Source organism: Hymenobacter jeollabukensis, from assembly GCF_005771675.1.
Lineage (GTDB): Bacteria > Bacteroidota > Bacteroidia > Cytophagales > Hymenobacteraceae > Solirubrum > Solirubrum jeollabukense.
This window is the reverse complement of record NZ_VAJM01000014.1, coordinates 185,331-208,317: the sequence shown is the minus strand read 5'-3', so window position 1 is coordinate 208,317 and position 22,987 is coordinate 185,331. Positions and strand designations below refer to the sequence as shown.

General features: G+C 64.3%; 21 protein-coding genes. 9 read left to right on the top strand and 12 right to left on the bottom strand.

Going from position 1 to position 22,987, the window contains the following annotated elements; all coding sequences use genetic code 11:
• Nucleotides 1-283: 283 nt before the first annotated feature.
• From FDY95_RS21965 to purB, 3 genes are all read right to left on the bottom strand, one after another.
• Entirely contained in the window at nucleotides 284-1,018 is a 735-nt protein-coding gene (locus tag FDY95_RS21965) for a helix-turn-helix transcriptional regulator (protein WP_246074101.1), read from the bottom strand.
• Nucleotides 1,019-1,072: 54 nt separating this feature from the next.
• A complete protein-coding gene (locus tag FDY95_RS27085) occupies nucleotides 1,073-1,744 on the bottom strand; it encodes a LuxR C-terminal-related transcriptional regulator (RefSeq protein WP_317129508.1) in 672 nt (223 codons plus the stop codon).
• A gap of 301 nt (nucleotides 1,745-2,045) precedes the next feature.
• Nucleotides 2,046-3,398, bottom strand: coding sequence for an adenylosuccinate lyase (gene purB, locus FDY95_RS21955; protein ID WP_138081034.1), 1,353 nt, complete (start codon nucleotides 3,396-3,398; stop codon nucleotides 2,046-2,048).
• A gap of 237 nt (nucleotides 3,399-3,635) precedes the next feature.
• On the opposite strand from purB, the gene FDY95_RS21950 reads away from it, so the two are divergent.
• The gene (locus tag FDY95_RS21950; protein ID WP_138081032.1) at nucleotides 3,636-5,816 is read left to right on the top strand and encodes a biosynthetic peptidoglycan transglycosylase; all 2,181 of its coding nucleotides are present in this window, start codon (nucleotides 3,636-3,638) and stop codon (nucleotides 5,814-5,816) included.
• Between the two features lie 91 nt (nucleotides 5,817-5,907).
• On the opposite strand, the gene FDY95_RS21945 is transcribed toward FDY95_RS21950, so the two are convergent.
• The 5 genes from FDY95_RS21945 to hemG form a co-directional block, all read right to left on the bottom strand.
• Nucleotides 5,908-7,065 carry an FAD-dependent oxidoreductase gene (locus tag FDY95_RS21945; protein WP_138081030.1) on the bottom strand — a complete coding sequence of 386 codons (1,158 nt, stop codon included), beginning with the start codon at nucleotides 7,063-7,065 and terminating at the stop codon, nucleotides 5,908-5,910.
• 33 nt (nucleotides 7,066-7,098) lie between these two features.
• The gene (locus tag FDY95_RS21940) at nucleotides 7,099-7,857 is read right to left on the bottom strand and encodes a helix-turn-helix domain-containing protein (protein ID WP_138081028.1); all 759 of its coding nucleotides are present in this window, start codon (nucleotides 7,855-7,857) and stop codon (nucleotides 7,099-7,101) included.
• Nucleotides 7,858-8,023: 166 nt separating this feature from the next.
• Entirely contained in the window at nucleotides 8,024-8,968 is a 945-nt protein-coding gene (locus tag FDY95_RS21935) for a TerC family protein (protein WP_138081026.1), read from the bottom strand.
• Between the two features lie 46 nt (nucleotides 8,969-9,014).
• The gene (locus FDY95_RS21930) at nucleotides 9,015-9,812 is read right to left on the bottom strand and encodes a polyprenol monophosphomannose synthase (RefSeq protein ID WP_138081024.1); all 798 of its coding nucleotides are present in this window, start codon (nucleotides 9,810-9,812) and stop codon (nucleotides 9,015-9,017) included.
• A gap of 97 nt (nucleotides 9,813-9,909) precedes the next feature.
• Nucleotides 9,910-11,241 carry a protoporphyrinogen oxidase gene (gene hemG / locus FDY95_RS21925; protein WP_138081022.1) on the bottom strand — a complete coding sequence of 444 codons (1,332 nt, stop codon included), beginning with the start codon at nucleotides 11,239-11,241 and terminating at the stop codon, nucleotides 9,910-9,912.
• Nucleotides 11,242-11,470: 229 nt separating this feature from the next.
• On the opposite strand from hemG, the gene FDY95_RS21920 reads away from it, so the two are divergent.
• Complete coding sequence (locus FDY95_RS21920; protein ID WP_138081020.1) at nucleotides 11,471-12,004, top strand: D-glycero-alpha-D-manno-heptose-1,7-bisphosphate 7-phosphatase; 534 nt, start codon at nucleotides 11,471-11,473, stop codon at nucleotides 12,002-12,004.
• A gap of 133 nt (nucleotides 12,005-12,137) precedes the next feature.
• Here FDY95_RS21920 and FDY95_RS26445 read toward each other — a convergent pair whose 3' ends face one another.
• From FDY95_RS26445 to FDY95_RS21915, 3 genes are all read right to left on the bottom strand, one after another.
• On the bottom strand, nucleotides 12,138-12,290 hold the full coding sequence (locus tag FDY95_RS26445) for a hypothetical protein (RefSeq protein ID WP_171025790.1): 153 nt from the start codon (nucleotides 12,288-12,290) through the stop codon (nucleotides 12,138-12,140).
• Nucleotides 12,291-12,513: 223 nt separating this feature from the next.
• Nucleotides 12,514-12,660, bottom strand: a complete 147-nt coding sequence (locus FDY95_RS26440) for a hypothetical protein (RefSeq protein ID WP_171025789.1) — start codon at nucleotides 12,658-12,660, stop codon at nucleotides 12,514-12,516.
• 274 nt (nucleotides 12,661-12,934) lie between these two features.
• Nucleotides 12,935-14,335: a type III PLP-dependent enzyme domain-containing protein gene (locus FDY95_RS21915; RefSeq protein WP_138081018.1), complete on the bottom strand. Its 1,401-nt coding sequence runs from the start codon at nucleotides 14,333-14,335 to the stop codon at nucleotides 12,935-12,937.
• A gap of 294 nt (nucleotides 14,336-14,629) precedes the next feature.
• On the opposite strand from FDY95_RS21915, the gene FDY95_RS21910 reads away from it, so the two are divergent.
• Complete coding sequence (locus FDY95_RS21910) at nucleotides 14,630-15,604, top strand: arginase (RefSeq protein ID WP_138081016.1); 975 nt, start codon at nucleotides 14,630-14,632, stop codon at nucleotides 15,602-15,604.
• 149 nt (nucleotides 15,605-15,753) lie between these two features.
• Entirely contained in the window at nucleotides 15,754-16,167 is a 414-nt protein-coding gene (locus FDY95_RS21905; RefSeq protein ID WP_171025788.1) for a YbaY family lipoprotein, read from the top strand.
• Nucleotides 16,168-16,298: 131 nt separating this feature from the next.
• Here FDY95_RS21905 and FDY95_RS21900 read toward each other — a convergent pair whose 3' ends face one another.
• A complete protein-coding gene (locus tag FDY95_RS21900) occupies nucleotides 16,299-16,601 on the bottom strand; it encodes a hypothetical protein (RefSeq protein WP_138081012.1) in 303 nt (100 codons plus the stop codon).
• 6 nt (nucleotides 16,602-16,607) lie between these two features.
• Between FDY95_RS21900 and argS the strand changes: the two genes are divergently transcribed.
• The 5 genes from argS to FDY95_RS21875 all read left to right on the top strand — a co-directional run bounded on the left by argS (nucleotide 16,608) and on the right by FDY95_RS21875 (nucleotide 22,987).
• A complete protein-coding gene (gene argS / locus FDY95_RS21895) occupies nucleotides 16,608-18,398 on the top strand; it encodes an arginine--tRNA ligase (RefSeq protein ID WP_138081010.1) in 1,791 nt (596 codons plus the stop codon).
• Nucleotides 18,399-18,531: 133 nt separating this feature from the next.
• Complete coding sequence (locus FDY95_RS21890; protein WP_138081008.1) at nucleotides 18,532-19,113, top strand: LOG family protein; 582 nt, start codon at nucleotides 18,532-18,534, stop codon at nucleotides 19,111-19,113.
• 82 nt (nucleotides 19,114-19,195) lie between these two features.
• Nucleotides 19,196-19,789 (top strand): glutathione peroxidase, encoded by a 594-nt coding sequence (locus FDY95_RS21885; protein WP_138081006.1) that lies wholly within the window; start codon nucleotides 19,196-19,198, stop codon nucleotides 19,787-19,789.
• 202 nt (nucleotides 19,790-19,991) lie between these two features.
• Nucleotides 19,992-20,948: a 1,4-dihydroxy-2-naphthoate polyprenyltransferase gene (locus FDY95_RS21880; protein ID WP_138081004.1), complete on the top strand. Its 957-nt coding sequence runs from the start codon at nucleotides 19,992-19,994 to the stop codon at nucleotides 20,946-20,948.
• Entirely contained in the window at nucleotides 20,846-22,987 is a 2,142-nt protein-coding gene (locus FDY95_RS21875) for a DUF2075 domain-containing protein (protein WP_212744941.1), read from the top strand. Before FDY95_RS21880 ends, FDY95_RS21875 begins: the two co-directional genes overlap by 103 nt.

The following is a 22,987-nucleotide window of genomic DNA, read 5'->3' as shown; positions in this document are numbered from 1 at the left end:
TCAGCAGAGCAACAAGCTGACAGGCCGACCAACCCCACAATTCGGGGTCAGATAAGCACAGCAAAATTGGCAGGCAAGCCCGCGCGCATCCAATACCCACTTCCGGGTATTTTTCATCTTTATTAGAAATAATATAAACGCCCGTGAAGGGGCCGACCGGTGTAGCAGGCCGTTTCGGCGGATGCCCGAACCGCTACATGAGGCTAGCCGACAGGATGCGGCAAGCCGGATTGCCGCCGCATCCTGTCGGATGTTGAGCTGCTGATGAAAGCCCGAGCCGCTATCAGATCAGGTCGAAGGCACGGGCATACTGGCTGAGCTCGAAAACCGACTCGGCGCCCAGCTTCTGCCGAATGTTGCGCCGGTGCGTTTCAGCCGTTTGAGGAGAAATGAACAGCGCCGCCGCAATTTCGGGGGCGCTGTGGCCCAGCACCAGCAGGCGCAACACCTCCCGCTCGCGCCCGGTAAGCGTGGCAAAGCGCGGGGCATTCAGGCGCAGAAAGTTGTTTTCTTCCAGCAGCCGGCTCACTTTGTGCGTGACGTGGTGCAGCGGGTCGATGGGCACCGACGAGGTGACCAGCAGCAGGGGCTGGCCGGTGTCCTCGTCGCGCAGCAGCACCCGGGTGGTACTCAGGTGCCACACAAAGCTCAGGTCTTCGGCAATGCGTACCTGCTGAAAGATGCTTACCACCGCCCAGGGGTCGGGGTTCTGGATCATCGCGTACACTTTGGGCAACAGGTCGGCGGAGTCGTCGGGATTGAAGTACGTTTCCCAGTAGCGCGGGCCCAGCGCCTGTAGTTCGGGCAAGGTGGTACGCAGCTCCAGCAGCCCGCGCCGCGACATGTACTCGACGCGGTCGACGAGCAGGTTCGCAATGATGATGACGCCCGGATACAGATCGGCGGAAGCAGCAATTTCGGCCACGGCGGCGGCCATGCGGGCCTGTTGTTGGGCGGTAGCCGGGTGCTGCTCGGCGGGCGGCACGAGCAAGGGAATAGAAGCGTCCTGGTGTAGCATAACGGTGTGGTTGGAGCAAGGAGGCACGGCGTAATTCGCCGTTCGGGGAGCGGGTTAAATCAAATCGAAGGCCCGGGCAAACTGGCCCAGCTCGAAGGCCGACTCGGCCCCGAGCTTCTGGCGGATGTTGCGGCGGTGCGTTTCGGCGGTTTGCGCCGAGATGAACAGCGTGGCGGCAATTTCGGGGGCGCTGTGGCCCAGTGCCAGCAGGCGCAGCACTTCCCGCTCGCGCCCGGTGAGGCTGGCAAACGTCGCGGCGTGCTGGCGCAGGAAGTTGTTTTCATCGACCAGGCGCTGCACTTTCAGCGGAATGTGACTGGTCGGGTCGATGGCGCAGGAGTAGGAGAGCATCAGCAACGGCAGGCCGTCGTCGTCGCGCAGCAGCAGGCGCACGGCGCTGAGGTAGAGGCTCCAGTCGGAGCTTTCGATGGTGCGGACCTGCTGAAAAAACGAGGTTACCTGCTCGAAGTCGTTTTGCTCCAGCAGCGCCCATATTTTGGGCGCATATTCGGCCGCATCCTCCGGGTTGAAAAAACGCTGGTGGTAGTCGGCTCCCAGGGCCCGCAGCTCCTCGACGCTGACGCCCAGTAGCTCCAGCCCCCGGCGCGACATGTAGGCCACCGAAGTGCTCGGAATGTGGTGGACGATTAAAATTCCCGGGTGTAGGTCGGCGGTGGAGGCAATAGCGGCAATGCAGTCTTGCATGCGCTGCTGTTCGGTGGTCATAATAGGCGCGGAAAGGAGCGAGACGACTGCCGGAAAGCAGTGTCCGAGGACGGAAAATCCAGCCGAAAAAATCCTGCGCTAGCGGCATACGCCACAGATCATTCGTTTAGATGGTGCCCAATCTTCATCATTAATTCATATATATAACAAAAATCTTGTCTATTTTTTAGATAGCGCCAGCCTTGTCCTTCGAACCCGTTAATAATCAGCGGTATCACTACGCGCGGCAGGACCGGCGCCCGCAACGCAAAAAGCCCCGCCGGTGTGGCGGGGCTTTACGGGTCGAAGGAATGCCAAAGGCTTAGGCGCCCACGTAGTTCCACGGCGTGATGCCGCGCAGCTCGGTTTTCACGGCGTCGCTCACGTCCAGCTCATCCACAAACGCGCTGATGGTATCCGCCGAAATGGCTCCGCCGGTGCGGGTCAGGGCCTTGAGGGCGTTGTAGGGGTCGGGGTAACGCTCGCGGCGCAGAATGGTCTGAATGGCTTCGGCCACCACGGCCCAGTTGGCTTCCAGGTCGCGGCGCAGGGCGGTTTCGTCGAGGGCCAGCTTGCCCAGGCCGCGCTGCAGGGCGGTGAGCGAAATCAGGATGTGGCCCAGCGGCACGCCCAGGTTGCGCAGCACGGTGCTGTCGGTCAGGTCCCGCTGCAGGCGCGAAATCGGCAGCTTGGCCGCCAGGTGCTCCAGCACGGCGTTGGCCAGGCCCAGGTTGCCCTCTGCGTTTTCGAAGTCGATGGGGTTGACCTTGTGCGGCATGGCCGAGGAGCCCACTTCGCCGGCTTTCACCTGCTGGCGGAAGTAGCCCAGCGAAATGTACTGCCACACGTCGCGCGCCAGGTCGATGAGGATGGTGTTGAGTCGCTTGAGCCCGTCGCAGGTGGCCGCCAGGTGGTCGTAGTGCTCGATCTGGGTGGTGGGGTAGGAGCGCGACAAGCCCAGCTGCTCGTTCACGAACCGCGTGCCGAACTGGTGCCAGTCCACGTCGGGGTAGGCGACGTAGTGGGCGTTGAAGTTGCCGGTGGCCCCGCCGAACTTGGCGCCGAACGGCACCTGCTTCAAGAGGTGCAGCTGAGCCTCCAGGCGCGCCACAAACACGTCCAGCTCCTTGCCCAGGCGCGTGGGGGAGGCGGGCTGGCCGTGGGTGCGGGCCAGCATGGGCACGGCGGCCCACTGGGCCACGAACGAGCGGAGCTGATCAGCCAGCTGCTCGTAGGCGGGCAGGATTTCGCGCTGCAAGGCCTCGCGCAGGCTGAGCGGCACGGCGGTGTTGTTCACATCCTGCGAGGTCAGCCCGAAGTGGATGAACTCCAGGTACTCGTCCAGGCCCAGGCCGGTGAACTGGTCGCGCAGCCAGTATTCCACGGCTTTCACGTCGTGGTTGGTTACCCGCTCGTGGGCCTTGATGGCCTCCGCGTCGGCTTCGGTGAAGTCCAGGTAGAGGCGGCGCAGCGGCTCGTACGCGGCCTTGTCGACGCCAATGAGCTGGGGCAGCGGCAGCTCGCAGAGGGCAATGAAGTACTCCACTTCCACCAGCACGCGGTAGCGGATCAGGGCCAGCTCGGAGAAATACGGGGCGAGCGGGGCGGTCTGGCGGCGGTAGCGGCCGTCGAGGGGCGAGAGGGCGGTGAGGGGCGTCAGCGCGTCGTGCAGCATAGGGCGGAACTGCGGAGCCCGCCACCGGGGTTTCAGACGCTGAAGCACTGGCTCCTGCCTGCCCGCGGCGGCACTCCGGCTTGATTCGGGGGCGAAGGTAGCGAGGCCGGGCGGCCCCGGCAACGCAAAGAAGCGCGGCGCGTAGGGGCAGTTTATGGTACTTTTGTTCCAGAGGCAGCGCCCGACCGGCCCGAAAATGGCCCGAACCGCCGCCCAATACCCTCTCTCAACCTCCGCGTGAAGCCAAAGACCAAGAAAATATTGTACTGGAGCCTGGGCTCGGTGGCGGCTCTGCTGCTCATCGGGCTGGGAATCTTTCTGCTCAAGCGCGAAGAGCTGCTGCGCTACGCCCTGGGCGAAGTCAAAACCAAGATGGAGCGCAAATACCCCGTGACCCTGGGTCTGGGCCCGGCGGCCTTCACCGATTTGAACACGGTGCAGATCAACGGGGTGAGCCTGGTGCCGACGGAGGGCCTGCGCGACACGCTGCTCACCGCCCAGCGCATCACCGCCAGCATTTCGCTGCGCTCCTTGTTTGCCCGCCGCCCGGTGTTCAGCGACCTGCAGATCCACCAGGCTCGGCTGCGCGCTCTGAAAACGGCCGCCGGCGACGACAACTACGGCTTCCTGCTCAAGAAGCGCGGGGCCGCCACCGCCGTCAAGCGCGACACGACCAAGGGCACCAACTACGGCGCCGTGCTCAACCAGCTGCTCGACGCGGGCCTCGACAACATTCCCGGCCAGGCCGATTTTCGCGACTTCCTCGTCACCTACCGCAGCCCGCGCCACGCCGCCACGCTCACCATGCCCCAGCTGGCCATCGAAGACGGCGACCTGACCGGGCAGCTGACGGTGGTGCTCGACTCCGTTACCAACCGCATCGGCCTGACCGGCCACGTGGAGCAGGGCGACGAAAACCTCGACGTGCAGGTGTTCGGCCAGAACCGGCAGCCCGTGATTCTGCCGCTGCTGCAGCGCCGCTACGGGGCCCGCGTGCAGTTCGATACCCTGCACCTGAGCCTGGCCGGCAAGGACTACGACGACGAGCAGCTGACCGTGCGCGGGGCCGCCGCCGCCAGCAACTTCCGCCTGAACCACCCCAAGATTTCGGACTCGGACGTGGTGGTGCGCCGCGGCGGCATCGACTTCGTGGCCACGCTGGGCCAGAACTACCTGGCCCTGGACAAGGGTACCAAGGTACGCCTCAACAAAATCGAGGCCTACCCGCAGGTGAGCATCCGCCTGCGCACCGCCGCCGACCTGAAGGGCCGCTACGACGAGAATACACTCAACTACAGCCCGCGCATGCGCGGCCTGCTGCTGGCGGCCAACGTGGAATCGGCCGAAACGCCGGCCACCGATTTCTTCGCCTCGCTGCCGCAGGGCGTGTTCGAGGCCGTGCAGGGCATGCAGGGCACCGGCAAGCTGCAGTACCGCATGAATCTGGCCCTGGACATGCAGCGGGTCGACAGCCTGAAGTTCGATTCCGCGCTGAAGAAGAGCAACGACTTCCGCATCACGCGCTTCGGCAAGACGGACCTGCGCCTGCTCAACCAGGAATTCCCCTACACGGCCTACAACGACAAGGGCGACTCGCTCAAGACCTTCCTGGTGGGCCCCTCCAACCCCGAGTTCGTGCCTTTCGACCAGGTGTCGAACTACCTGAAGTACGCCATCATCACCGCCGAGGACCCGCGCTTTTTCACCCACAAGGGCTTCATGGAAAAGGCCTTCGTGAAGTCGGCCATCCAGAACCTCAAGGAAAAGCGCTTCGCCCGCGGCGGCAGTACGCTCTCGATGCAGCTGGTCAAGAACGTGTTTCTGACCCGCCAGAAGACCATTGCCCGCAAGGCCGAGGAAGCGCTGATGGTGTGGCTGATCGAAAATACCCGCCTGGTGAGCAAGCAGCGCATGATGGAGGTCTACCTGAACATCATCGAGTGGGGCCCGAGCAAGTACCGCTGGCCCGGCGGCGAGCGGGGCGTGTACGGCGTGGCCGAAGCGGCCAAGTTCTACTACGGCAAGCAGCCCGCCGACCTCAACCTGCAGGAAAGCCTGTACCTGGCCAGCATCATTCCCAAGCCCAAGTACGCCCGCCAGTCGTTCGATGCTTACGGCGACCTGCGCCGCAGCACGCGCTACTTCTTCCGCCTGATTGCCGACATCATGGCCGCTCGCGGCTACATTCCGGAGTCCGAAGCCGACGGCCTGAGCCGCTCCGTGAACCTGACCGGCCCGGCCCGCGGCTACATGAGCTTCTCCGCCCGCCCCGACACCACCCGCGTGCAGGCCGCCGACAGCAGCCAGTTCGACCCCATCAACCTCATCGACCTGCTCAATACCGGCGGCGCCGCCCCCGACGCGGGCGTCAACGCCACCCAGCCGGCAGCTGCCCCCGCCACCCCGCCGAAAAACTAATCTGACGGCATTACCCAGCAACAAGGCCGCCCGGTTTCCTTCCCGGGCGGCCTTGTTGCTGGTAGCGCGGGCTTGGCTGCGCAAGGGCGGGTCACGCTTCGGTTATCCGGCTCATCCAGGCCAGGGCGCCCGGCGAATGCAGCTGCTCCATCGACTCGATGGAAACGGCGGCTACCGCGCTGCCACGGCGACGCATTTCGGTTTCGTAGTGGCCGATGGCCGGGCGCAGGTCGGCGAAGCGGCCGTCGGTGAGGCAGTAGCTCAGCTCCAGCGCGTCGAGCATGGCCATATTTACGCCTTCACCGGCGTAGGGCGGCATCAGGTGGGCCGCGTCGCCGAGCAGGGTGATGCTGGCTTGCGGCGCCCAGGTCTGATCCAGCGGCATGCAGTATTGCGGGCGCGGTACCACGTACAGGTGCTCGGTGGCAAACAGCTCCTGCCAGGCCGGGCTCCAGGCCGCGAAGTCGCGGGCAAACCAAGCGGCTACCTGCGGCAGGCTCTGGAAGTCGATGCCGCTGCGGTGTACCCAGTCCTCCGCGCTGCGCTGGCAGGTGTAGAACGAGAGGCTGCCGTCACCCTTGGCACTGAGAATGATGCTTTGGTTGTGGGCCAGGGCGAAGACCTTGCCGCCCTTGGTCAGCGCCCACAGCGCGGGCGCATTCCGGGCGGCCTCGTAAATGTTGCCCTCCACCACGGTGTAGCCGGTGAAGAACGGCGGCAGCGGCGTCACCAACGGGCGCACCTTGGAGCCAGTCCCGTCGGCCCCGATGACGAGGTCGGCGTAGGCCGTGCGGCCGTCCGGGAAATGCAGGCGCCAACCCGCGCCCTCGGGCTCCAGGCCGCGCAGCTGACTGTTCCACACGATGGTATCCGGCGCGAGCGAGTCGAGAAGCAATTCGCGGAGCGGCCCCCGGTCAATTTCGGGGCGAAAATGCTCGTGGCCGAACGTGGGCTCCTCGGACTGCGCGTGCTGGTCAAATAGGATGCGGCCTTGGCCGTCGACGAGGCGCAGGCGGTCGGCGCCGGGGCGGTAGTGCTGGCGGAAGGCGTCGAGCAGACCGGCCTTGGTGAGGGCGCGCAGGCCTGATTCGTCGTGCAGATCGAGGGTGGCGCCCTGCTGCCGGGCCGAGCGGTCCGGGTCGCGCTCATATACGGTCACGCGGGCTCCCCGCAGCTGCAGCAGGCGGGCCAGCGTGAGGCCGCCGGGCCCGCCGCCGATGATGGCCGTTTGCTTATCGGTAAGAAGCATGGTCTTCGTTCAGTGATGATTACGAAGACAAAGCTATTTCTCAGTCCAGGCCGAAAATTGAATAAATCGGTCATTCTCGTTGCGGACCAGGTCTTTGGGCCGCACGCCCGCCAGCCGGCGCACCTCGCGGATGAAGTGGGCCTGATCGGCGAAGTGCTGCTCGGGAAACAGCCGCCCGGCCTTGAGCTGCGGAAACGCCGCCCGAAACCGCAGAATGGCGCAGTAGGCCTTAAGCGAGAGGCCGAAATACTGCTGGAAGTAGCGGTTGATCTGCCGGCTGCTCCAGCCCGCGCGGTCGGCCAGCTCGTGCACCGGCAGCGCGCCGTCGGAGGCGTAGAGCAGTTCGAACAGCCGCCGCTTGCGCGCATCATCAATGGGGCGCAGCCGGGCGCGCAGCGCGGCGCTGAGCCGGGCACAGAACTGCCCGAAATCAGCCAGGTCGGCCGGTGTCACACCCCAGAAATCGGCGGGCAGTGGCCGGGCCCCGTTCAGGATATCGGCCACGCTGCCGCCGAGCAGGTACTCGGCGGCCGGCAGGTGCAGGCTCACGCCGCCCAGTACCGTGCCGGCCGCCAGGGTGGCGGGCTCGGCCGTGCTGCCCAGGCCCATGAGCATGACGTGGTAGGGCTCGGTGGCGGAGTACGAAAACAGCACGTCGATGCGGCCGTCGGGCAGCAGCCAGATGGGCTTGGCGGCCGCCTCGGCGCCGGTCTTTAGCTGCCAGAAGCTTTCGACCACCCCGGCCAGCGCGGCCTCGGGTGGCGCAGAATGGTAAAGCAGGTCGGCGTTCATGCTCAAAGCAGAAATAACGACCACCACACCCGGCAGCCCGCACCGGCTGACGCGTAATGGGCCGCGTATACTTTACCACGGCTGGATTTTCCCCGCTGCGGTTCAGGCGGGCAGTGGTCAGGACCGGGCAACAACCGGCGCTGCCGTCACGGACAAAGCCAGGGCGCTACGGCCCGTCGGGCGTGTCGACCGGCACTTCCTTGCGCGGAAACAGTAGCGAGAAGACCACCGACAGGGCCAGCAGCGCCGCGACGACGCCCAGGGCCCATTCCGTGGGTACCACGAAGAAGTCGTGCAGCAGCAGCTTGCCGCCGATGAAGACGAGGATGAGCGCGAGGCCGTAGTGCAGGTAGTGAAACAGCGTCATCAGCCCGGCCAAGGCGAAGTAGAGGGCGCGCAGGCCCAGCAGGGCAAACACGTTGGAGGTGTAGACGATAAACTTGTCCTGCGTAACGGCCAGAATGGCCGGAATCGAGTCGGCGGCGAAGACCACGTCGGTGGTTTCCACCATCACCAGCACCACGAACAGCGGCGTGGCAAACAGCAGCTTTTCGCGCCGCACGAAAAACCGCCCGCCCTCGTAGCGGGCCGTGATGGGCAGGTGCCGGCTCAGAAACTTCACCACCGGGTTGTTTTCCGGGTCGATGTTCGGGTCGCCGCTGCTGGTGGCCATTTTCACGCCGGTATACACCAGGAAGGCCCCGAGCAGGTAGAGCGTCCAGCTGAACTTGCTGATGAGCGCCGCCCCGAGCACGATAAACGCGGCGCGCAGCACCAAGGCCCCGAGCACGCCCCAGAACAGGATGCGGTGCTGGTACTGCGGCGGCACCTTGAAGTAGGTGAAAATGAGCAGGAACACGAACAGGTTGTCCACGCTCAGTGCCTTTTCCAGCAGGTAGCCCGTCAGGAAATTGATGGCCGGTTCGCGGCCCATTTGCCGGTAAATCAGGTAGTTGAAGGCCAGCGACAGGGCAATCCAGAAGGCGCTCCAGCTCAGGGCTTCGCGCATGCGCACCACGTGGGCCTGGCGGTTGAACACCAGCAGGTCCAGCAGCAGCATGGCCAGCACGAAGAGGTTGAAGCCAACCCAGAACCAGGGAGAAATCGTCATGCTGCGCGCCCGTAAAACGGCCGCCGATGCGGCCCGTTGCCCACCCTTACCGCGTTTCCCGGGCCGGGGTTGCGGCCGTAGAGGCCGGCGCCGCGGCGGCGACGATTTCGCCCCGCTGCGGGAAGCGGCGGAACCAGCTGTCGACCTTCATCTGCACCACGCCCAGCAGGGCTTCCTTGAAAATGCCCTTCGACATTTTGGAGGCGCCGCGGGTGCGGTCGGTGAAGATAATCGGCACTTCCTTGATCAGGAACCCGTACTTGAACGCCAGCCATTTCATCTCGATCTGGAAGGCGTAGCCCACGAAGCGAATCTTGTTCTCGAGGATGGCGCTGAGCACGCGGGCCGTGTAGCACTTGAAGCCCGCGGTGGCGTCCATGATGGGCATGCCGGTGACGAAGCGCACGTAGGCCGAGGCAAACCACGACATCAGCACGCGGTCCATGGGCCAGTTCACCACGTTCACGCCGGTGATGTAGCGCGAGCCGATGGCCATGTCGTGGCCTTCTACGGCGCAGGCCTCGTAGAGGCGGATCAAATCGTCGGGGTTGTGCGAGAAGTCGGCGTCCATCTCGAAGATGTAGCCGTAGCCGTGGCGCAGCGCCCACCGAAAGCCGTGAATGTATGCCGTGCCCAGGCCCAGCTTGCCGCGGCGCTCCTCCAGGTGCAGGCGCCCCTGAAACTCGTGCTGCAGGCCGCGCACCACGTCGGCGGTGCCATCGGGCGAGCCGTCATCGATGATGAGTACATCGAATAGCTTCGGCAGCGAAAACACCTTGCGGATGATCAGCTCGGCGTTTTCCCGTTCGTTGTAGGTCGGTATGATGACGAGCGAATCGTTCATTAGGTCAAAGGTAAGCATTCGGCCAACGCGTAGCCAAGTAAGCCGCCGGGCCGGGGGCACGGCGGAGAAAAAAGATTTCGGGCGGCCGAAACCGGCGCTAAACGGCCGTCAGGGCGTTGGCCACCTGCTCGGCCCGGCGCAGGCAGTCGGGGATGCCCACGCCGGCGCGCCAGTTGGCTACCGTCCAGATGCCGCGGGCTTCCAGCCGGTCGGCCGCCGCGTGTGCCGGTAAGATGCCCGAATCGAACTGAGGGATGCTTCGGGGCCAGCGAAAAATGTGCTGCAGCCGCGCCGGCGCCCCCGGTTGCAGCCCGTACAGCCGCTCCTGCTCGGCGCGCACGGCCGCCAGCAGCGGCTCGTCGGGCAGCTGGGCCAGGGCCTCGTACTGCGCCCCGCCCACGAAGGAGGTGAGCAGCACCTGCCCGGCCGGCGCCCGATCCGGAAACAGCGAGCTGCTCCACAAGGTGCCCGCGGCCACCGGCTGCTCGGTTTTCGGGCTCAGCGCCCCGAAGCCGTTGAGCGGGTGCTGCACGGCGGCGCGGTCGTAGGCGGTGTGCACGGCCGTCATGGGCGGGTAGTGCACGGCCGCCAGCGCCGCGCCCGCGTCGGCGTCGAGGGGGGCCAGCAGCGGGGCGGCGGCGTAGGCGGGCAGGGCCAGCACTACCGCATCGAAGATTTCGGCCAGGGCGGGCTGGCCCGCGAGGCGCAAGCGGTAGCGGCCGTCGGGCTGGGGCAGCAGGGCCTCCACGCGGGTGTGGGCGTGCACGTGGCGCAATTGCTTCACCAGCGCGTCGGGGAAGGCCTGCAGGCCGCCGCGCAAGGAAATGATGCGCCGCCGGGCCGCGCCCTTCATCGTCTTGGCAAAGCCGCGCAGCACCGAGCCGTGCGCCTGCTCCAGGGCCGGCAGCTGCGGAAACGTCTTGTGCACCAGCAGCCGGGCCGGGTCGCCGGCGTAGATGCCCGAAACGAACGGATTGACGGCGTAGTCGACGATTTCCTGGCCGAAGCGGCGCTGGAAAAAGTGGGTAATGGTTTCCTGCGGATCGGCGGGCTGGGCCGGGCGGCGCAGCTCGCGTAGCACGCTGAGCTTGGCGCCGAGCGAAAAGAAGCTGCTGAACAGCAGTTGCTGGGGCTTGGCGGGCAGCTCACGCACCCGTCCGTCGCGCACCACGTAGCGGCGGCTGCTCACGGCGGCGGGCTCCTGAATCTGGCTTTCCAGGCCCAAGTCCTTGATCAGGGCCTCCAGCTCGGGGCTGAGCTGCAGGGAGTTGGGGCCCAGCTCCACCACGTAGCCGCCGGGCAGGTGGCGGCTGCGCATGTTGCCGCCGGCTTCGCCCGCCTCGTACACGTGCGCCGTGGCCCCGCGCTGCTGCAGGTGCCAGGCCGTGACCAGTCCCGTAATGCCCCCGCCGATAACTGCTATGTTCATGCTAGTGCGAAATCTGCCCGAAACCGCAAAAATAACCCATGGCCGGCGGTAAAGCGGCACCCTAGCGGCTGATGTGCGTCAGCGGCGAAGCAGATAACGGAAGGCGCCGGCAGAGCCGGCTGTAACAGAGGGCATTGCCGCTGCCTGACGGAGCCAGCAGTAGCCCCGCCCGGTGCTGCCCGGAGCATGGTTTCGCCCGGTACTGCCGCCGCGCGGCTATTTTTGCCCCATGACAACCCCAGCCGCGGCCAAGGCCGTGTTCCTCGACCGCGACGGTGTGCTCAACGCCGAAATCGGCCACTACGTGTGGCGCCTGGATGAATTTGAAGTGCTGCCCGAAGTGCCCGCCGCCCTGCGGCGCCTGCACGCGGCCGGCTACCGCCTCATCGTCGTCACCAACCAGGCCGGCATTGCCCGGGGCCTCTACACGCGCGCCGACATGAACGCCTGCCACCAAAAGCTGCAGGATGCCTGCGGCGGGCTGATTGATGCCTTTTACTTCGCCCCCGGCCACCCCTCGGTGTCAGAGTCGTTGTCGCGCAAGCCCGGTTCATTGATGCTGGAAAAGGCCATGGCCCGCTTCCACCTCGACCCCGCCCGCTGCTGGCTGGTCGGCGACCGGGCCCGCGACCTGGAAGCGGCCCACCGCGTGGGCGTGCGCGCCATCCTGGTCGGCCACGAGGAACTGCTGGCCTACGAGCCGCGCACCACCAATCTGGCCACCGCCGCCGACCTGATTCTGGCCGCCGGGCCGGCCGCGTAGCATCGGTCAATTACCAAATTTTCGCTACCGATTACCCCCAAAAGGTGGCGTCCCGGCCGGGCAGCTTCCGTAGCGAAGTGCTGCCTGCCGGGACGCCAAGGCTGCGCCCCTAACGCAACCTTAAAGGTGATTTCTACTGCCGTTCGGCGGCGGGCTGGGCCGCGCTGGCCGTCACGGCTTCGGCGTGCCGGTTCGGGGCCTTTTGGGTGTAGGCGGGGCACTTGGTCTGGCAGGAGCCAAGCCCGGCAACCAGCGCTACGAAGGCCAGAGGTGCAAGCTTTTTCATGCAAAAGTTCAAATGAGGGTAAGCGGAACGGTGCGTGCAATTGCCTCATTAGAACGGGGTAGGGTTGTTTTTTATTCTGCGTCGCTCTTGTAATTTTTTTATTTGTAATTATTGGATAATCAAATTGACTTCCCAGCTGAAGCGGTACTACGTGGCCCTGAAAAAAGCCCGCCGGGCGCCCCTTGCGAGGCGCCCGGCGGGCTTGCGGCAAAGCCGGTATGGGTTACTGACGAGCCTGCGGGGCCTCAGCCGAAGCTACCGGCTCAGCCGTTTTGTTGTCGGCTTTCGAGTAGGCCGGGCAAGTGGTCTTGTTGCAGGCGCCCAGGGCCAGCGAAGCGGCGGCCGTCAGCAGAAGTACAGCTTTTTTCATGGTGGGGGAGATGCTAGTTGAATGTGAGCTTTACAAACTTACGACTTCGTCCGGCTATGGTCCAACCAAGTGGGCAAATTTCACGGCAACAATCAGATATAGCGGGGCTTGTGGGCTAGTGCCGGAAAGCAGAACGTCATTCAGAGCGCAGCCGAGACATCTCGCGTGTTTAGCCGGATAGTAACTCCCTCGTTGAGGTTACTTACCTGCCGTCAGCACGCGAGATGTCTCGGCAAGCTCGACATGACGTTCAAGGTTTGTCAGGCAAACCAGCTTACTCCGTGTAGCCCAGAATGCGCATCATCGACTCGGGGTCCTGCTCCGGGGCAAATTCCCAGTCGCGCACCGAGCCGTCTTCCTCGCGGTCGATGATGATGTGCTTGGGTGCCGGAATCAGGCAGTGCTTGATGCCGCCGTAGCCGGAAAGCTGCTCCTGGTAGGCGCCGGTGTGGAAAAAGCCCACGTACAGCGGTTTCTGGGGGCTTTGCTCGGGCAGGAACACCTGGTAGATGTGCTTCTCGGCGTTGTAGTAGTCCTGCGAGTCGCAGGTCATGCCGCCGAGCTGAATCTTCTTGTAGCTCCGTTCCCAGCCGTTGAGGGCCAGCATGATGAAGCGCTGGTTCAGGGCCCAGGTGTCGGGCAGGTTGGTGATGAAGGAGCCGTCAATCATGTACCACAGCTCCTTGTCGTTCTGCAGCTTCTCGTCGAGGATGCTGTAGACGTGCGCCCCCGATTCGCCCACCGTGAAAATGCCAAACTCGGTGAAGATGTGCGGCTCGGGCACGCCCTCTTCGCGGCAGATGCGCTGAATCGTGCGCAGCACTTCCTCAATCATGTACGGGTAGTCGTACTCGGGCTGGATGCTGGTCTGGATGGGCAGGCCGCCGCCGATGTCGATGGTGTGCAGGGTGGGGCACACCTTGCGCAGCTCGCAGTACTTGTGCACGAAGCGGCGCAGCTCCGACCAGTAGTAGCTGGTGTCCTTGATGCCCGTGTTGATGAAGTAGTGGAGCATCGTCAGCTCGAAGCGCGGGTCCTCCTTGATCTTCTCCTCGTAGAGCGGAATGGCGTCGGCGTAGCGCACGCCCAGGCGCGAGGTGTAGAACTGGAAGCGCGGCTCTTCGTCGGAGGCCAGGCGGATGCCCAGGTTGGCGCGCACGTCCTCGCGCACGTGCTCCTTATAGTAGTCGATTTCGTTGAGGTTGTCGAGAATCGGCATGCAGTTCACGAAGCCGTCGTTCATGAACTCGGTCAGGTAGCGCTTGTACCGCTCCCGCTTGAAGCCGTTGGCAATGATGTAGGTGTCCTTCTGAATCTTGCCCTTGGCGTGCAAAGCCCGGATGATGTGCATGTCGTAGCCCGACGACGTCTCGATGTGGATGTCGTTTTTCAGCGCTTCCTCCACCACGAAGGCGAAGTGCGAGGCCTTGGTGCAGTAGCAGTAGGTGTACGAGCCCTGGTAGTTCAGCTTTTCGATGCCCTGGCTGAACCACTGCTTGGCCCGCTGAATCTGAGAGCTGATTTTGGGCAGGTAGGTGAGGCGCAGCGGCGTGCCGTGCTTCTCGATGAGCGGCATCAGCGGAAAGCCGTGGAAATACAGCTCGTTGCCCTCCACGGTAAACTCCTGGGAAGGAAAATCGAAGGTCTGGCTGATCAGGTCGTGGTACGTGTCCATGCGTTAGTGCTTGGTGCTTAGTGCCCAGTGCTTGGTTTAGGAAGGACGTGAAGTGGGTAATGCCAGATAAGGTATTAGGGCCCAAACCCTAAGCACCATGCACTAGGCACTACGCGCTAAAACCCCGAACTTGGGGTCCGCAAAGATACCCTCTCGGGGGTGTTTTGGTTGTTGATTGTACGTCGGAGAATACCCGAGCGGAGGGTCCGCTCGCTCCGAGCCTGGTTGAGTGTCCGTTCCCACCCACCAATCGGCAAACAACACCTTCTAACCCTTCTGCCCATGTAAGACTGTATGCGACGCATCAAACTGATCGAAGTTCGGTCCGAACTCGGCGCGGGCACCCGCGGCGCCAGCCTCGGCATCGACGCCCTCAAAGTGGCCTGCCTCAACAAAGGCTCCGACTACTTCCGCCGCTTCAACTCCGTGGCAGTGCCCGACCAAAACCAGGTGCTGTTCGACAAAAACCACTTCCCCTACGCCAAGCACATCGACAGCATCTACAACGTGCTGAAGGGCATCAGCAGCACGGTGGAGCAGACGCTGCGCTTCGGGGAGTTTCCGCTGGTGCTGGCCGGCGACCACAGCAACGCCGCGGGCACCATCGCGGGCATCAAGGCCGCCTACCCGCACAAGACGCTCGGCGTGGTCTGGATCGATGCCCACGCCGACATTCACTCGCCCTACACCACGCCCTCGGGCAACGTGCACGGCATGCCGCTGGCCATGGCCCTGGGCGCCGACCACCGCGAGCTGCAGCACAACCAGGTGGAGCCGGAAACCGAGTTTTTCTGGCGCAAAATCAAGAATCTGGGCGAAGAGGGCGCCAAAATAACCCCCGAGCACCTCGTCTACGTGGTCGTGCGCGACACCGAGCCGGAGGAAGACGCCATCATCGAGCAGCAGCACATCCGTAACTTCAAGCTCGACGAGTTCCGGGCCAAGGGCGCCCGGCAGGTGGCCCGCGAGATTTACGAGCAGCTGCGCTTCTGCGACCTGGTGTACATCTCGTTCGACGTCGACTCGCTCGATTCGCGCTTCAGCAAGGGCACCGGCACGCCCGTGGAGCTGGGCCTCGACGTGGGCGAAGCCATGAGCCTGTGCCGCTACCTGCTCGAAAACGACCGGGTGGTGTGCTTCGAAATGGTGGAAATCAACCCCACGCTCGACTCGGAAAACACCATGGCCTCGAACGCCTTCGACATCCTGGAAGTGGCCACCGACGCCATTCAGGAGCGGCTGCGGCTCGACACCGTGACCGGCCGCTGACCCGCGCAGGCGGAGGCTGCTTCACTGAAAAAGAATAATCGGCGGTTTAAATAGTGCAACAGCGGCGAAATCGGCTACATTCGTGAGTATCAGTCACGTTTGAGCCCGGTTTTGCCGCTGTTGCTATGAAAACCACCGTTCTGCCTGCTGTGTTGCTATCCGTACTGCTGGCCGCCTGCGCCAAGCCCACCGCCCGCACCAGCGCCGCCGCCCGCGCCGTGGCCGCCGTGCAGGACTCCATTGTCGGCACCGTGACGTACCGCGAGCGGCTGGCCCTGCCGCCCGGCGCGGTGCTGCGCGTGCAGCTGCAGGACGTCTCGAAGCAGGGCGCCCCGGCCACCGTGGTGGCCGAAACCACCGTGGCCGCCCAGGGCCGGCCGGTACCGCTGACCTTCGCCCTGGCCTACGACACGCTGCGCATCGACCCGACGAATACCTACGCCGTGCAGGCCAGCATTGAATCCGAGGGCCAGCGGCTGCTGGCCAACGCGGCGGCATATCCGGTCATCACGCGCGGCAACGCCAAGCGGGTGCAGATGATGCTGCGGCGGACGGCGGAATAGCAAGCGGAACGGCCAGAACGCGCAGTCCCGCTTTGCGGGTCGTAGCTGCCGTTTGCACGATTACCGCGCGGATGATATTCGTTTAACAAGACGCGAAGTGCGCTGTGCGCTACGCCGGCCTTTGGCGTGGGCTACAGCACCCGCTCGGCCTGATGGGTCACAAAATCCGTCGAATCCGGCGAAACGAAGTTCAGCGTAGCTAATCCGTGATTAGCTTTGCGGCCGTGAAACCGCTGCCTTTCTTCGTTTTGATGCCGGTGGTGCGGTCGTTTCGGAGCCGCAACGAGCGACGAATGTAGCGTAAGCCTGCCGCCGCCGCAGCAACGGGTGTTGCCGCGGGCGAGGTTTACGCCATAGTCCGCTTGTTGTCTTCTAAACCCATTGTGTTTCAGCGACGCCAGCCCCGGGCTGGCGCGTCGTTCTAAAATCAGCACCTTCCTGTGCAACAACTCGAACAAGACCTCAAAACCGCCCTAGGCGCGGCCATTCAGCAAGTATTCGGCGCCCTGATGCCGGCCGAGCAGCTGACCATTCAGCCCACCCGCAAGGACTTCGCGGGCACCTTTACCCTCGTCACCTTCCCGCTGACCAAAGCCCTGGGCAAAGGCCCCGAGCAGATCGGCCAGGCGCTGGGGGAGTGGCTGACGGCCAACGAGCCGCGCGTGAGCGGCTTCAACGTGGTGAAGGGCTTCCTGAACCTGGAAATTGCCGACGCCGAGTGGCTGCGGCTGCTGCGCGAGATGCGCGCCCAGGACGTAGCCGCGCCCGTCAAGACCGGCGGGCCGCAGCGCGTGGTGGTGGAGTACTCCTCGCCCAACACCAACAAGCCCCTGCACCTGGGCCACTTGCGCAACAACTTCCTGGGTTACTCGGTGGCCGAAATCCTGAAAGCCACCGGCGCCGAGGTGACCAAGGCCAACCTGGTGAACGACCGGGGCATCCACATCTGCAAGTCGATGCTGGCCTACCAGGAGTACGGCCACGGCGAAACGCCCGCCTCGGCTGGCATCAAGGGTGACCACCTGATCGGCAAGTACTACGTGCTGTTTGAGAAGCACTACCGCGAGCAGATCAAGCAGCTGGAAGCCGAAGGCGTGGCTACCGACGTGGCCAAGCGCGAGGCTCCGCTGATGCGCCACGCCCAGGAAATGCTGCAGCAGTGGGAAGCCGGCGACGAGGCGGTAGTAAGCCTGTGGCGGCAGATGAACGGCTGGGTGTACGAGGGCTTCAACGACACCTACCAGCGCATCGGGGTGGATTTCGACAAGTTCTACTACGAGTCGGAAACCTACCTGCTGGGCAAGGAGCGGGTGGAAGAGGGCCTGCAGAAGGGCGTGTTCTTCCGCAAGGACGACGGCTCGGTGTGGGTGGACCTGACCGACGACGGCCTCGACCAGAAGCTGCTGCTGCGCGCCGACGGCACCTCCGTGTACATGACCCAGGACCTGGGCACGGCCGAGCTGAAGTACCAGGATTTCGGCTACGATTCCTCGGTCTACGTCATTGCCGACGAGCAGAACTACCACATGCAGGTGCTCAAGCTCGTGCTCAAAAAGCTGGGCAAGCCCTACGCCGACGCCATCTACCACCTCTCGTACGGCATGGTGGACCTGCCCTCGGGCAAGATGAAGTCGCGCGAAGGCACCGTGGTGGACGCCGATGAGCTGGTGGAGGAAGTGAAGGACGCGGCCAAGGAAGCCACCCTGGCCAAGGGCAAAACCGAGGGCCTGAGCGAGGCGGAGCTGGACCAGCTCTACCACCAGCTGGGCCTGGGCGCGCTGAAGTACTACCTGCTGAAGGTGGACCCGAAAAAGCGCATGCTCTTCAACCCCGAGGAATCGGTGAAGCTGGACGGCGACACCGGCCCCTTCATTCAGTACACCCACGCCCGCATTTCGCAGCTGCTGCGCAAGGCGGCCGAAATGGGCATCGAAGTCGGCGCTACGGCCGAGGTGGCCGAGCTGCACCCGGCCGAGCGCGACCTGGTGCAGGCCCTGGCCGGCTACGCCACGGCCGTGACCGAAGCCGCCAAGGCCTACTCGCCGGCCGTCATCGGGCAGTACGCCTACGACCTGGCCAAGCTCTACAACCGCTTCTACAACGACGTGAAGGTGCTGCCCGAGCCCGACGCGGCCAAGCGCGGCCTGCGCGTGGCCCTCTCGGCCCAGGTGGCCGCCACCCTGCGCCAGAGCCTGAAGCTGCTCGGCATTCAGGCCCCGGAGCGCATGTAAACCACGGTGGTGCCACGGCTCAAAGCCGTGGCACCACTACTTTTAAGCCCGTGCTAGTCCTCAGACTCAGCCCGCGCTGAGTAAACCATAGCGGTGCCACGACGCTGATCCGTCGCACCATTGCGTTCCAGATATGAACTCCATTGCAGTATACTGCGGCTCCAGCGCCGGCACCGACGAGCGGTTCCGTCAGCACGCCACCGAAGTAGGGCAGCTGTTTGCCCAGCGCCACATCACGCTGGTGTACGGCGGCGGCAACGTGGGCCTGATGGGCGCCGTGGCCGATGCCACCATGCTCGGCGGCGGCCAGGCCATCGGCGTGATTCCCGGCTTTCTGAAGGACAAGGAAGTGGCCCACCTGGGCCTGACCACGCTGGAAGTCGTGGAGAACATGCACCAGCGCAAGCTGCGCATGGCCGAACTGGCCGAGGGCTTCATTGCCATGCCCGGCGGATTCGGTACCTTGGAAGAGCTCTTCGAGGTGCTCACCTGGGGCCAGCTGGGCCTGCACCGCAAGCCGGTGGGCTTGCTCAACGTGGCCGGTTTCTACGACGCGCTCATCACCCTGCTCGACCACATGACTGCGCAGGGCCTGCTACGGGCCGAAAATCGCGGCCAGCTGCTGGTGGCCGACAATGTAACCGAGCTGCTGGCGCTGATGCAGGCCTGGCAGCCCGCCAACGTCGAAAAGTGGCTTACCCCGCGCCGCACCTAAGTCCGCCGCGGCCAACAAATCGTACCTGCTCCGGGTTAGCTGTCGGTTGGCGGCCGGCCCCTCAACCTTACCACCGTCCGTCATGAAAACACTCGTACTCTACGCCGCGGCTGCGGCGCTGGCCGCCTGCGGCGCGCGCTCGGCCTCCGGCCCCAACAACCCCGCCATGCCCGAAACCGCTGCTACCGCCCCCGCCACCCGCGGCTCCGTTTACGACTTCACCGTCAACGACATCACCGGCAAGCCCGTCAAGCTGAGCCAGTTTGCCGGCAAGAAGCTGCTCATCGTCAACACGGCCTCGGAGTGCGGCTACACCCCGCAGTACAAGGAGCTGGAGGAGCTCTACCGCAAGCACGGCGACCGGGTGATGGTGCTGGGCTTTCCGGCCAACAACTTCGGCGGGCAGGAGCCGGGCACCAACCAGCAGATTGCCGCTTTCTGCGAGAAAAACTACGGCGTAAGCTTCCCGCTGTTCGAGAAGGTATCGGTGCAGGGCGCCGACACGGCCCCGCTCTACCAATTTCTCGGCAGCAAGGCCCAAAACGGCGCTACTGACGAGAAGCCGACCTGGAACTTCTGCAAGTACCTCGTGAACGAGCAGGGCCAGGTGGTCGGCTATTACCCCTCGAAGGTGAAGCCCATGAGCGAGGAGCTGGTGGCTGCCATCATGAAGTAATACGGTGCCTGGTGCTTCGGCAGGTTGTCGGCGCGGCTGACGGCGGCCGATGCCTCTGGCAAGACATAGTTATGTCTGGGGTAAAACATAACTATGTCTTTGAAAACCGTAGGTAGGTTTTCCCCGGCCATACCTACGTCTTGCCCCTGTCTGACGGCGGCCGCCCGGCCCGGCCGCGCTGCTTTTCCCGCTTCCTTTCGTTTTGACAACTTCCGCCCTCCCGCCCGCTACGTCCAGCCGCGCCGCCGCCTGGATTTCGGCCTTCCGGCCGCGCACCCTGCCGCTGGCCCTGGCCAGCATCCTGATGGGCGCCTTCCTGGCCGCCAGCCGGGGCCGCTTCAACGGCGCCGTAGTAGCTTTGGCCGCCCTCACTACCGTGCTGCTGCAGATTCTCTCCAACCTCGCCAACGACTACGGCGACTCGCAGAACGGGGCTGACAGCGTGCACCGCGAGGGGCCGCAGCGGGCTGTGCAGAGCGGAGCCATCAGCCCGGAGCAGATGAAGCGGGCCATGCTGTGGTTCGGCGGGGCTTCGCTGGTGAGCGGCGTGGCGCTGCTGTGGGTGGCGCTGGGCTTTGCCGGGCTGTGGGTGTTTGGGGCGTTTCTCGTTATCGGCCTCTGCGCCATCTGGGCGGCCATCAACTACACCGCCGGCTCCCGGCCCTACGGCTACTCCGGCCTCGGCGACGTGTCGGTGTTCCTGTTTTTCGGCTTGGTGGGCGTGTGCGGCACGTACTTCCTGCAGGCTTACCGCGCCGCCGCCGAATGGGCCGAGGCCCTGCCCTTGGCCGTGCTGCTGCCCGCCGTGAGCCTGGGTTGCTTCTCGGCCGCCGTGCTGAACGTGAACAACATCCGCGACATCCGCTCCGACGCGCTGGCCGGCAAAATCACGGTGCCGGTGCGCCTGGGCCCGCAGCGCGCCCGCCTCTACCACTGGCTGCTGCTGCTGTTGGGCCTAGGCGCGGCCGTGGTGTACGTGCTGCAGAATTACCGCTCGCCCTGGCAGTGGCTGTTCCTCGGGGCCGCCCCGCTGCTGCTCTTCAACGGCGTGCAGGTGTGGAAGCGGCAAGAGTCCATGCAGCTCGACCCGCTGCTGAAGCAGATGGCCATGAGCACCCTGCTGTTCGTGCTGCTGTTCGGGGTGGGGCAACTGCTGTAAAAGCAGTCGGATTAGCCCGAATAGCAAGTGTTATCTACCTGATCAACGAATTGCCGGTGCAACGCGCGTATTATCACGCTCCCGTCGACGTATTCTTAGCCCACGACGAGGCCCATATTATCGGCCAACTCACCTTGGCGCACACGCACGCGCTGGAAGACCTGCAGAAAAATGCTTGGCGCGACCAAATTCATCTGCTCAAGCGGGAATTGCGAGCGTTTGAGCGAGGGTATTTGCTGCTGGAACTGGTGATTCCGCGCATGGGCAAGCGCGCCGATGCCGTGTTGCTGCTTGACGACGTGGTGTTTGTGCTGGAGTTCAAGGTTGGCAGCACCTTCTACGACCCAGCGGCCCTCGACCAGGTGCTGGACTATGCGCTGGACCTGAAAAACTTCCACGCCGGCAGCCACCACGCGCGCATCGTGCCGGTACTGCTGGCTACCAAAGCGGGTCGGCATGTGAATGAGGCGCGCGCCTTTCTGGATTTGGTATATCACCCGCAGCGTGGCAACGAGCACCAATTGGCCGAGTTGCTACAGCTGAATTTGCCCGTCCAACCCACAGCTGCCGCCATCGAGCCCGCGGCTTGGCTGCACGCTGGGTATCATCCCACGCCCACCATCATCGAAGCGGCGCAGGCTCTGTACCAAGGCCACCAAGTAGTGGATATTTCTCGCTCCGACGCGGGCGCCGAAAACCTGACTGTCACCGGCGCCTGTATTGCCGCCATCATCGACCGAGCCAAGCGTGAAGGCCACAAGGCCATCTGTTTTGTTACGGGAGTGCCCGGCGCGGGCAAAACACTGGCTGGGCTGAACATTGCCAATGAACGTACCCAAGCCGACGAGCAAGAACACGCCGTGTTCTTGTCCGGCAACGGGCCTTTGGTGGAGGTGCTGCGCGAAGCCCTGGCGCGCGACCAAATGCGCACTGCCAAAACAAAGGGGCGGCGACTCGACAAAAAGCAGGCCCTGTCGCAGGTCCGCTCGTTTATTCAAAACATCCACCACTTCCGCGATGAAGCCCTGCGCACCGCCGGGCCGCCCATCGAGAAGGTGACGGTGTTCGACGAAGCCCAGCGCGCGTGGTCGGCGGCGCAGGCCAGCAAATTCATGCAACAGAAACGAGGCCTGGCCGACTTCAACCAGTCGGAGCCCGCGTTTTTGGTTGAAGTCATGGACCGCCACCCCGACTGGTGCACCATCGTCTGCCTAGTGGGCGGCGGGCAAGAAATCAACACCGGCGAGGCTGGGCTGGAAGAATGGCTGCGCGCGTTTCAGACCCGTTTTCAGGACTGGCGCATCTACTACTCGCAGCGCATCCGCGACGACCGGAACTACCTGCCGAACGCCGCCGCGCTGGCGCAACTCGACGCGCTCCGCGCCGAGCCGCTCCCGGCGCTGCATCTGGCCGTATCGGTGCGCTCGTTTCGAGCCGAGAAACTCGCGGCCTTCGTGCAGGCCGTGCTGGACGTGCAGCCCGAAGTCGCGCGGCAGCTCTACGAAACGGAGCTGCGCGCCGTGTATCCCTTGCGCGTCACCCGGAACTTGGCAGCTGCCAAGCAGTGGCTTCAAGCGCAGGCCCGCGGCAACGAGCGGTATGGACTGGTGGCATCCTCGGGGGCGCACCGTCTCAAGCCGCTGGGGCTGAACATCAAAGATAAAATAGACGCCTCCGAGTGGTTTTTAAATGACAAAGCGGACGTGCGCTCTTCCTTTTACTTGGAGGACGTCGCCACCGAATTTGATATTCAAGGGCTGGAACTCGATTGGGTTGGGGTGGCCTGGGACGCCGATTTGTCGCTGCACGCCGACGGCTGGCAGTTTCGCAAGTTCAAGGGCACCAAGTGGCAACAGTGCAACGCTGCCGACAGCCGCCGCTACCTGCTCAATGCCTACCGGGTGCTGCTGACGCGCGCGCGGCAGGGCATGGTGTTGTTCATCCCGGAGGGCTGCGCCGCCGATGCCACGCGGCCGCCCACGTATTACGACGGGGTGTACCGCTTTTTCCAGCGCATCGGCGTGGAGGCATTGGCGTAG

What these genes read in the sequence shown, in the direction of transcription:
- FDY95_RS26440 (WP_171025789.1), bottom strand. Translation starts at nt 12,660, where the DNA reads ATGAAAAAAGCTGTACTTCTGCTGACGGCCGCCGCTTCGCTGGCCCTG.
- FDY95_RS21890 (WP_138081008.1), top strand. Translation starts at nt 18,532, where the DNA reads ATGAACTCCATTGCAGTATACTGCGGCTCCAGCGCCGGCACCGACGAG.
- FDY95_RS27085 (WP_317129508.1), bottom strand. Translation starts at nt 1,744, where the DNA reads ATGACCACCGAACAGCAGCGCATGCAAGACTGCATTGCCGCTATTGCC.
- FDY95_RS21930 (WP_138081024.1), bottom strand. Translation starts at nt 9,812, where the DNA reads ATGAACGATTCGCTCGTCATCATACCGACCTACAACGAACGGGAAAAC.
- hemG (WP_138081022.1), bottom strand. Translation starts at nt 11,241, where the DNA reads ATGAACATAGCAGTTATCGGCGGGGGCATTACGGGACTGGTCACGGCC.
- FDY95_RS26445 (WP_171025790.1), bottom strand. Translation starts at nt 12,290, where the DNA reads ATGAAAAAGCTTGCACCTCTGGCCTTCGTAGCGCTGGTTGCCGGGCTT.
- FDY95_RS21940 (WP_138081028.1), bottom strand. Translation starts at nt 7,857, where the DNA reads ATGAACGCCGACCTGCTTTACCATTCTGCGCCACCCGAGGCCGCGCTG.
- purB (WP_138081034.1), bottom strand. Translation starts at nt 3,398, where the DNA reads ATGCTGCACGACGCGCTGACGCCCCTCACCGCCCTCTCGCCCCTCGAC.
- FDY95_RS21915 (WP_138081018.1), bottom strand. Translation starts at nt 14,335, where the DNA reads ATGGACACGTACCACGACCTGATCAGCCAGACCTTCGATTTTCCTTCC.
- FDY95_RS21920 (WP_138081020.1), top strand. Translation starts at nt 11,471, where the DNA reads ATGACAACCCCAGCCGCGGCCAAGGCCGTGTTCCTCGACCGCGACGGT.
- FDY95_RS21910 (WP_138081016.1), top strand. Translation starts at nt 14,630, where the DNA reads ATGCGACGCATCAAACTGATCGAAGTTCGGTCCGAACTCGGCGCGGGC.
- FDY95_RS21885 (WP_138081006.1), top strand. Translation starts at nt 19,196, where the DNA reads ATGAAAACACTCGTACTCTACGCCGCGGCTGCGGCGCTGGCCGCCTGC.
- FDY95_RS21965 (WP_246074101.1), bottom strand. Translation starts at nt 1,018, where the DNA reads ATGCTACACCAGGACGCTTCTATTCCCTTGCTCGTGCCGCCCGCCGAG.
- FDY95_RS21935 (WP_138081026.1), bottom strand. Translation starts at nt 8,968, where the DNA reads ATGACGATTTCTCCCTGGTTCTGGGTTGGCTTCAACCTCTTCGTGCTG.
- FDY95_RS21945 (WP_138081030.1), bottom strand. Translation starts at nt 7,065, where the DNA reads ATGCTTCTTACCGATAAGCAAACGGCCATCATCGGCGGCGGGCCCGGC.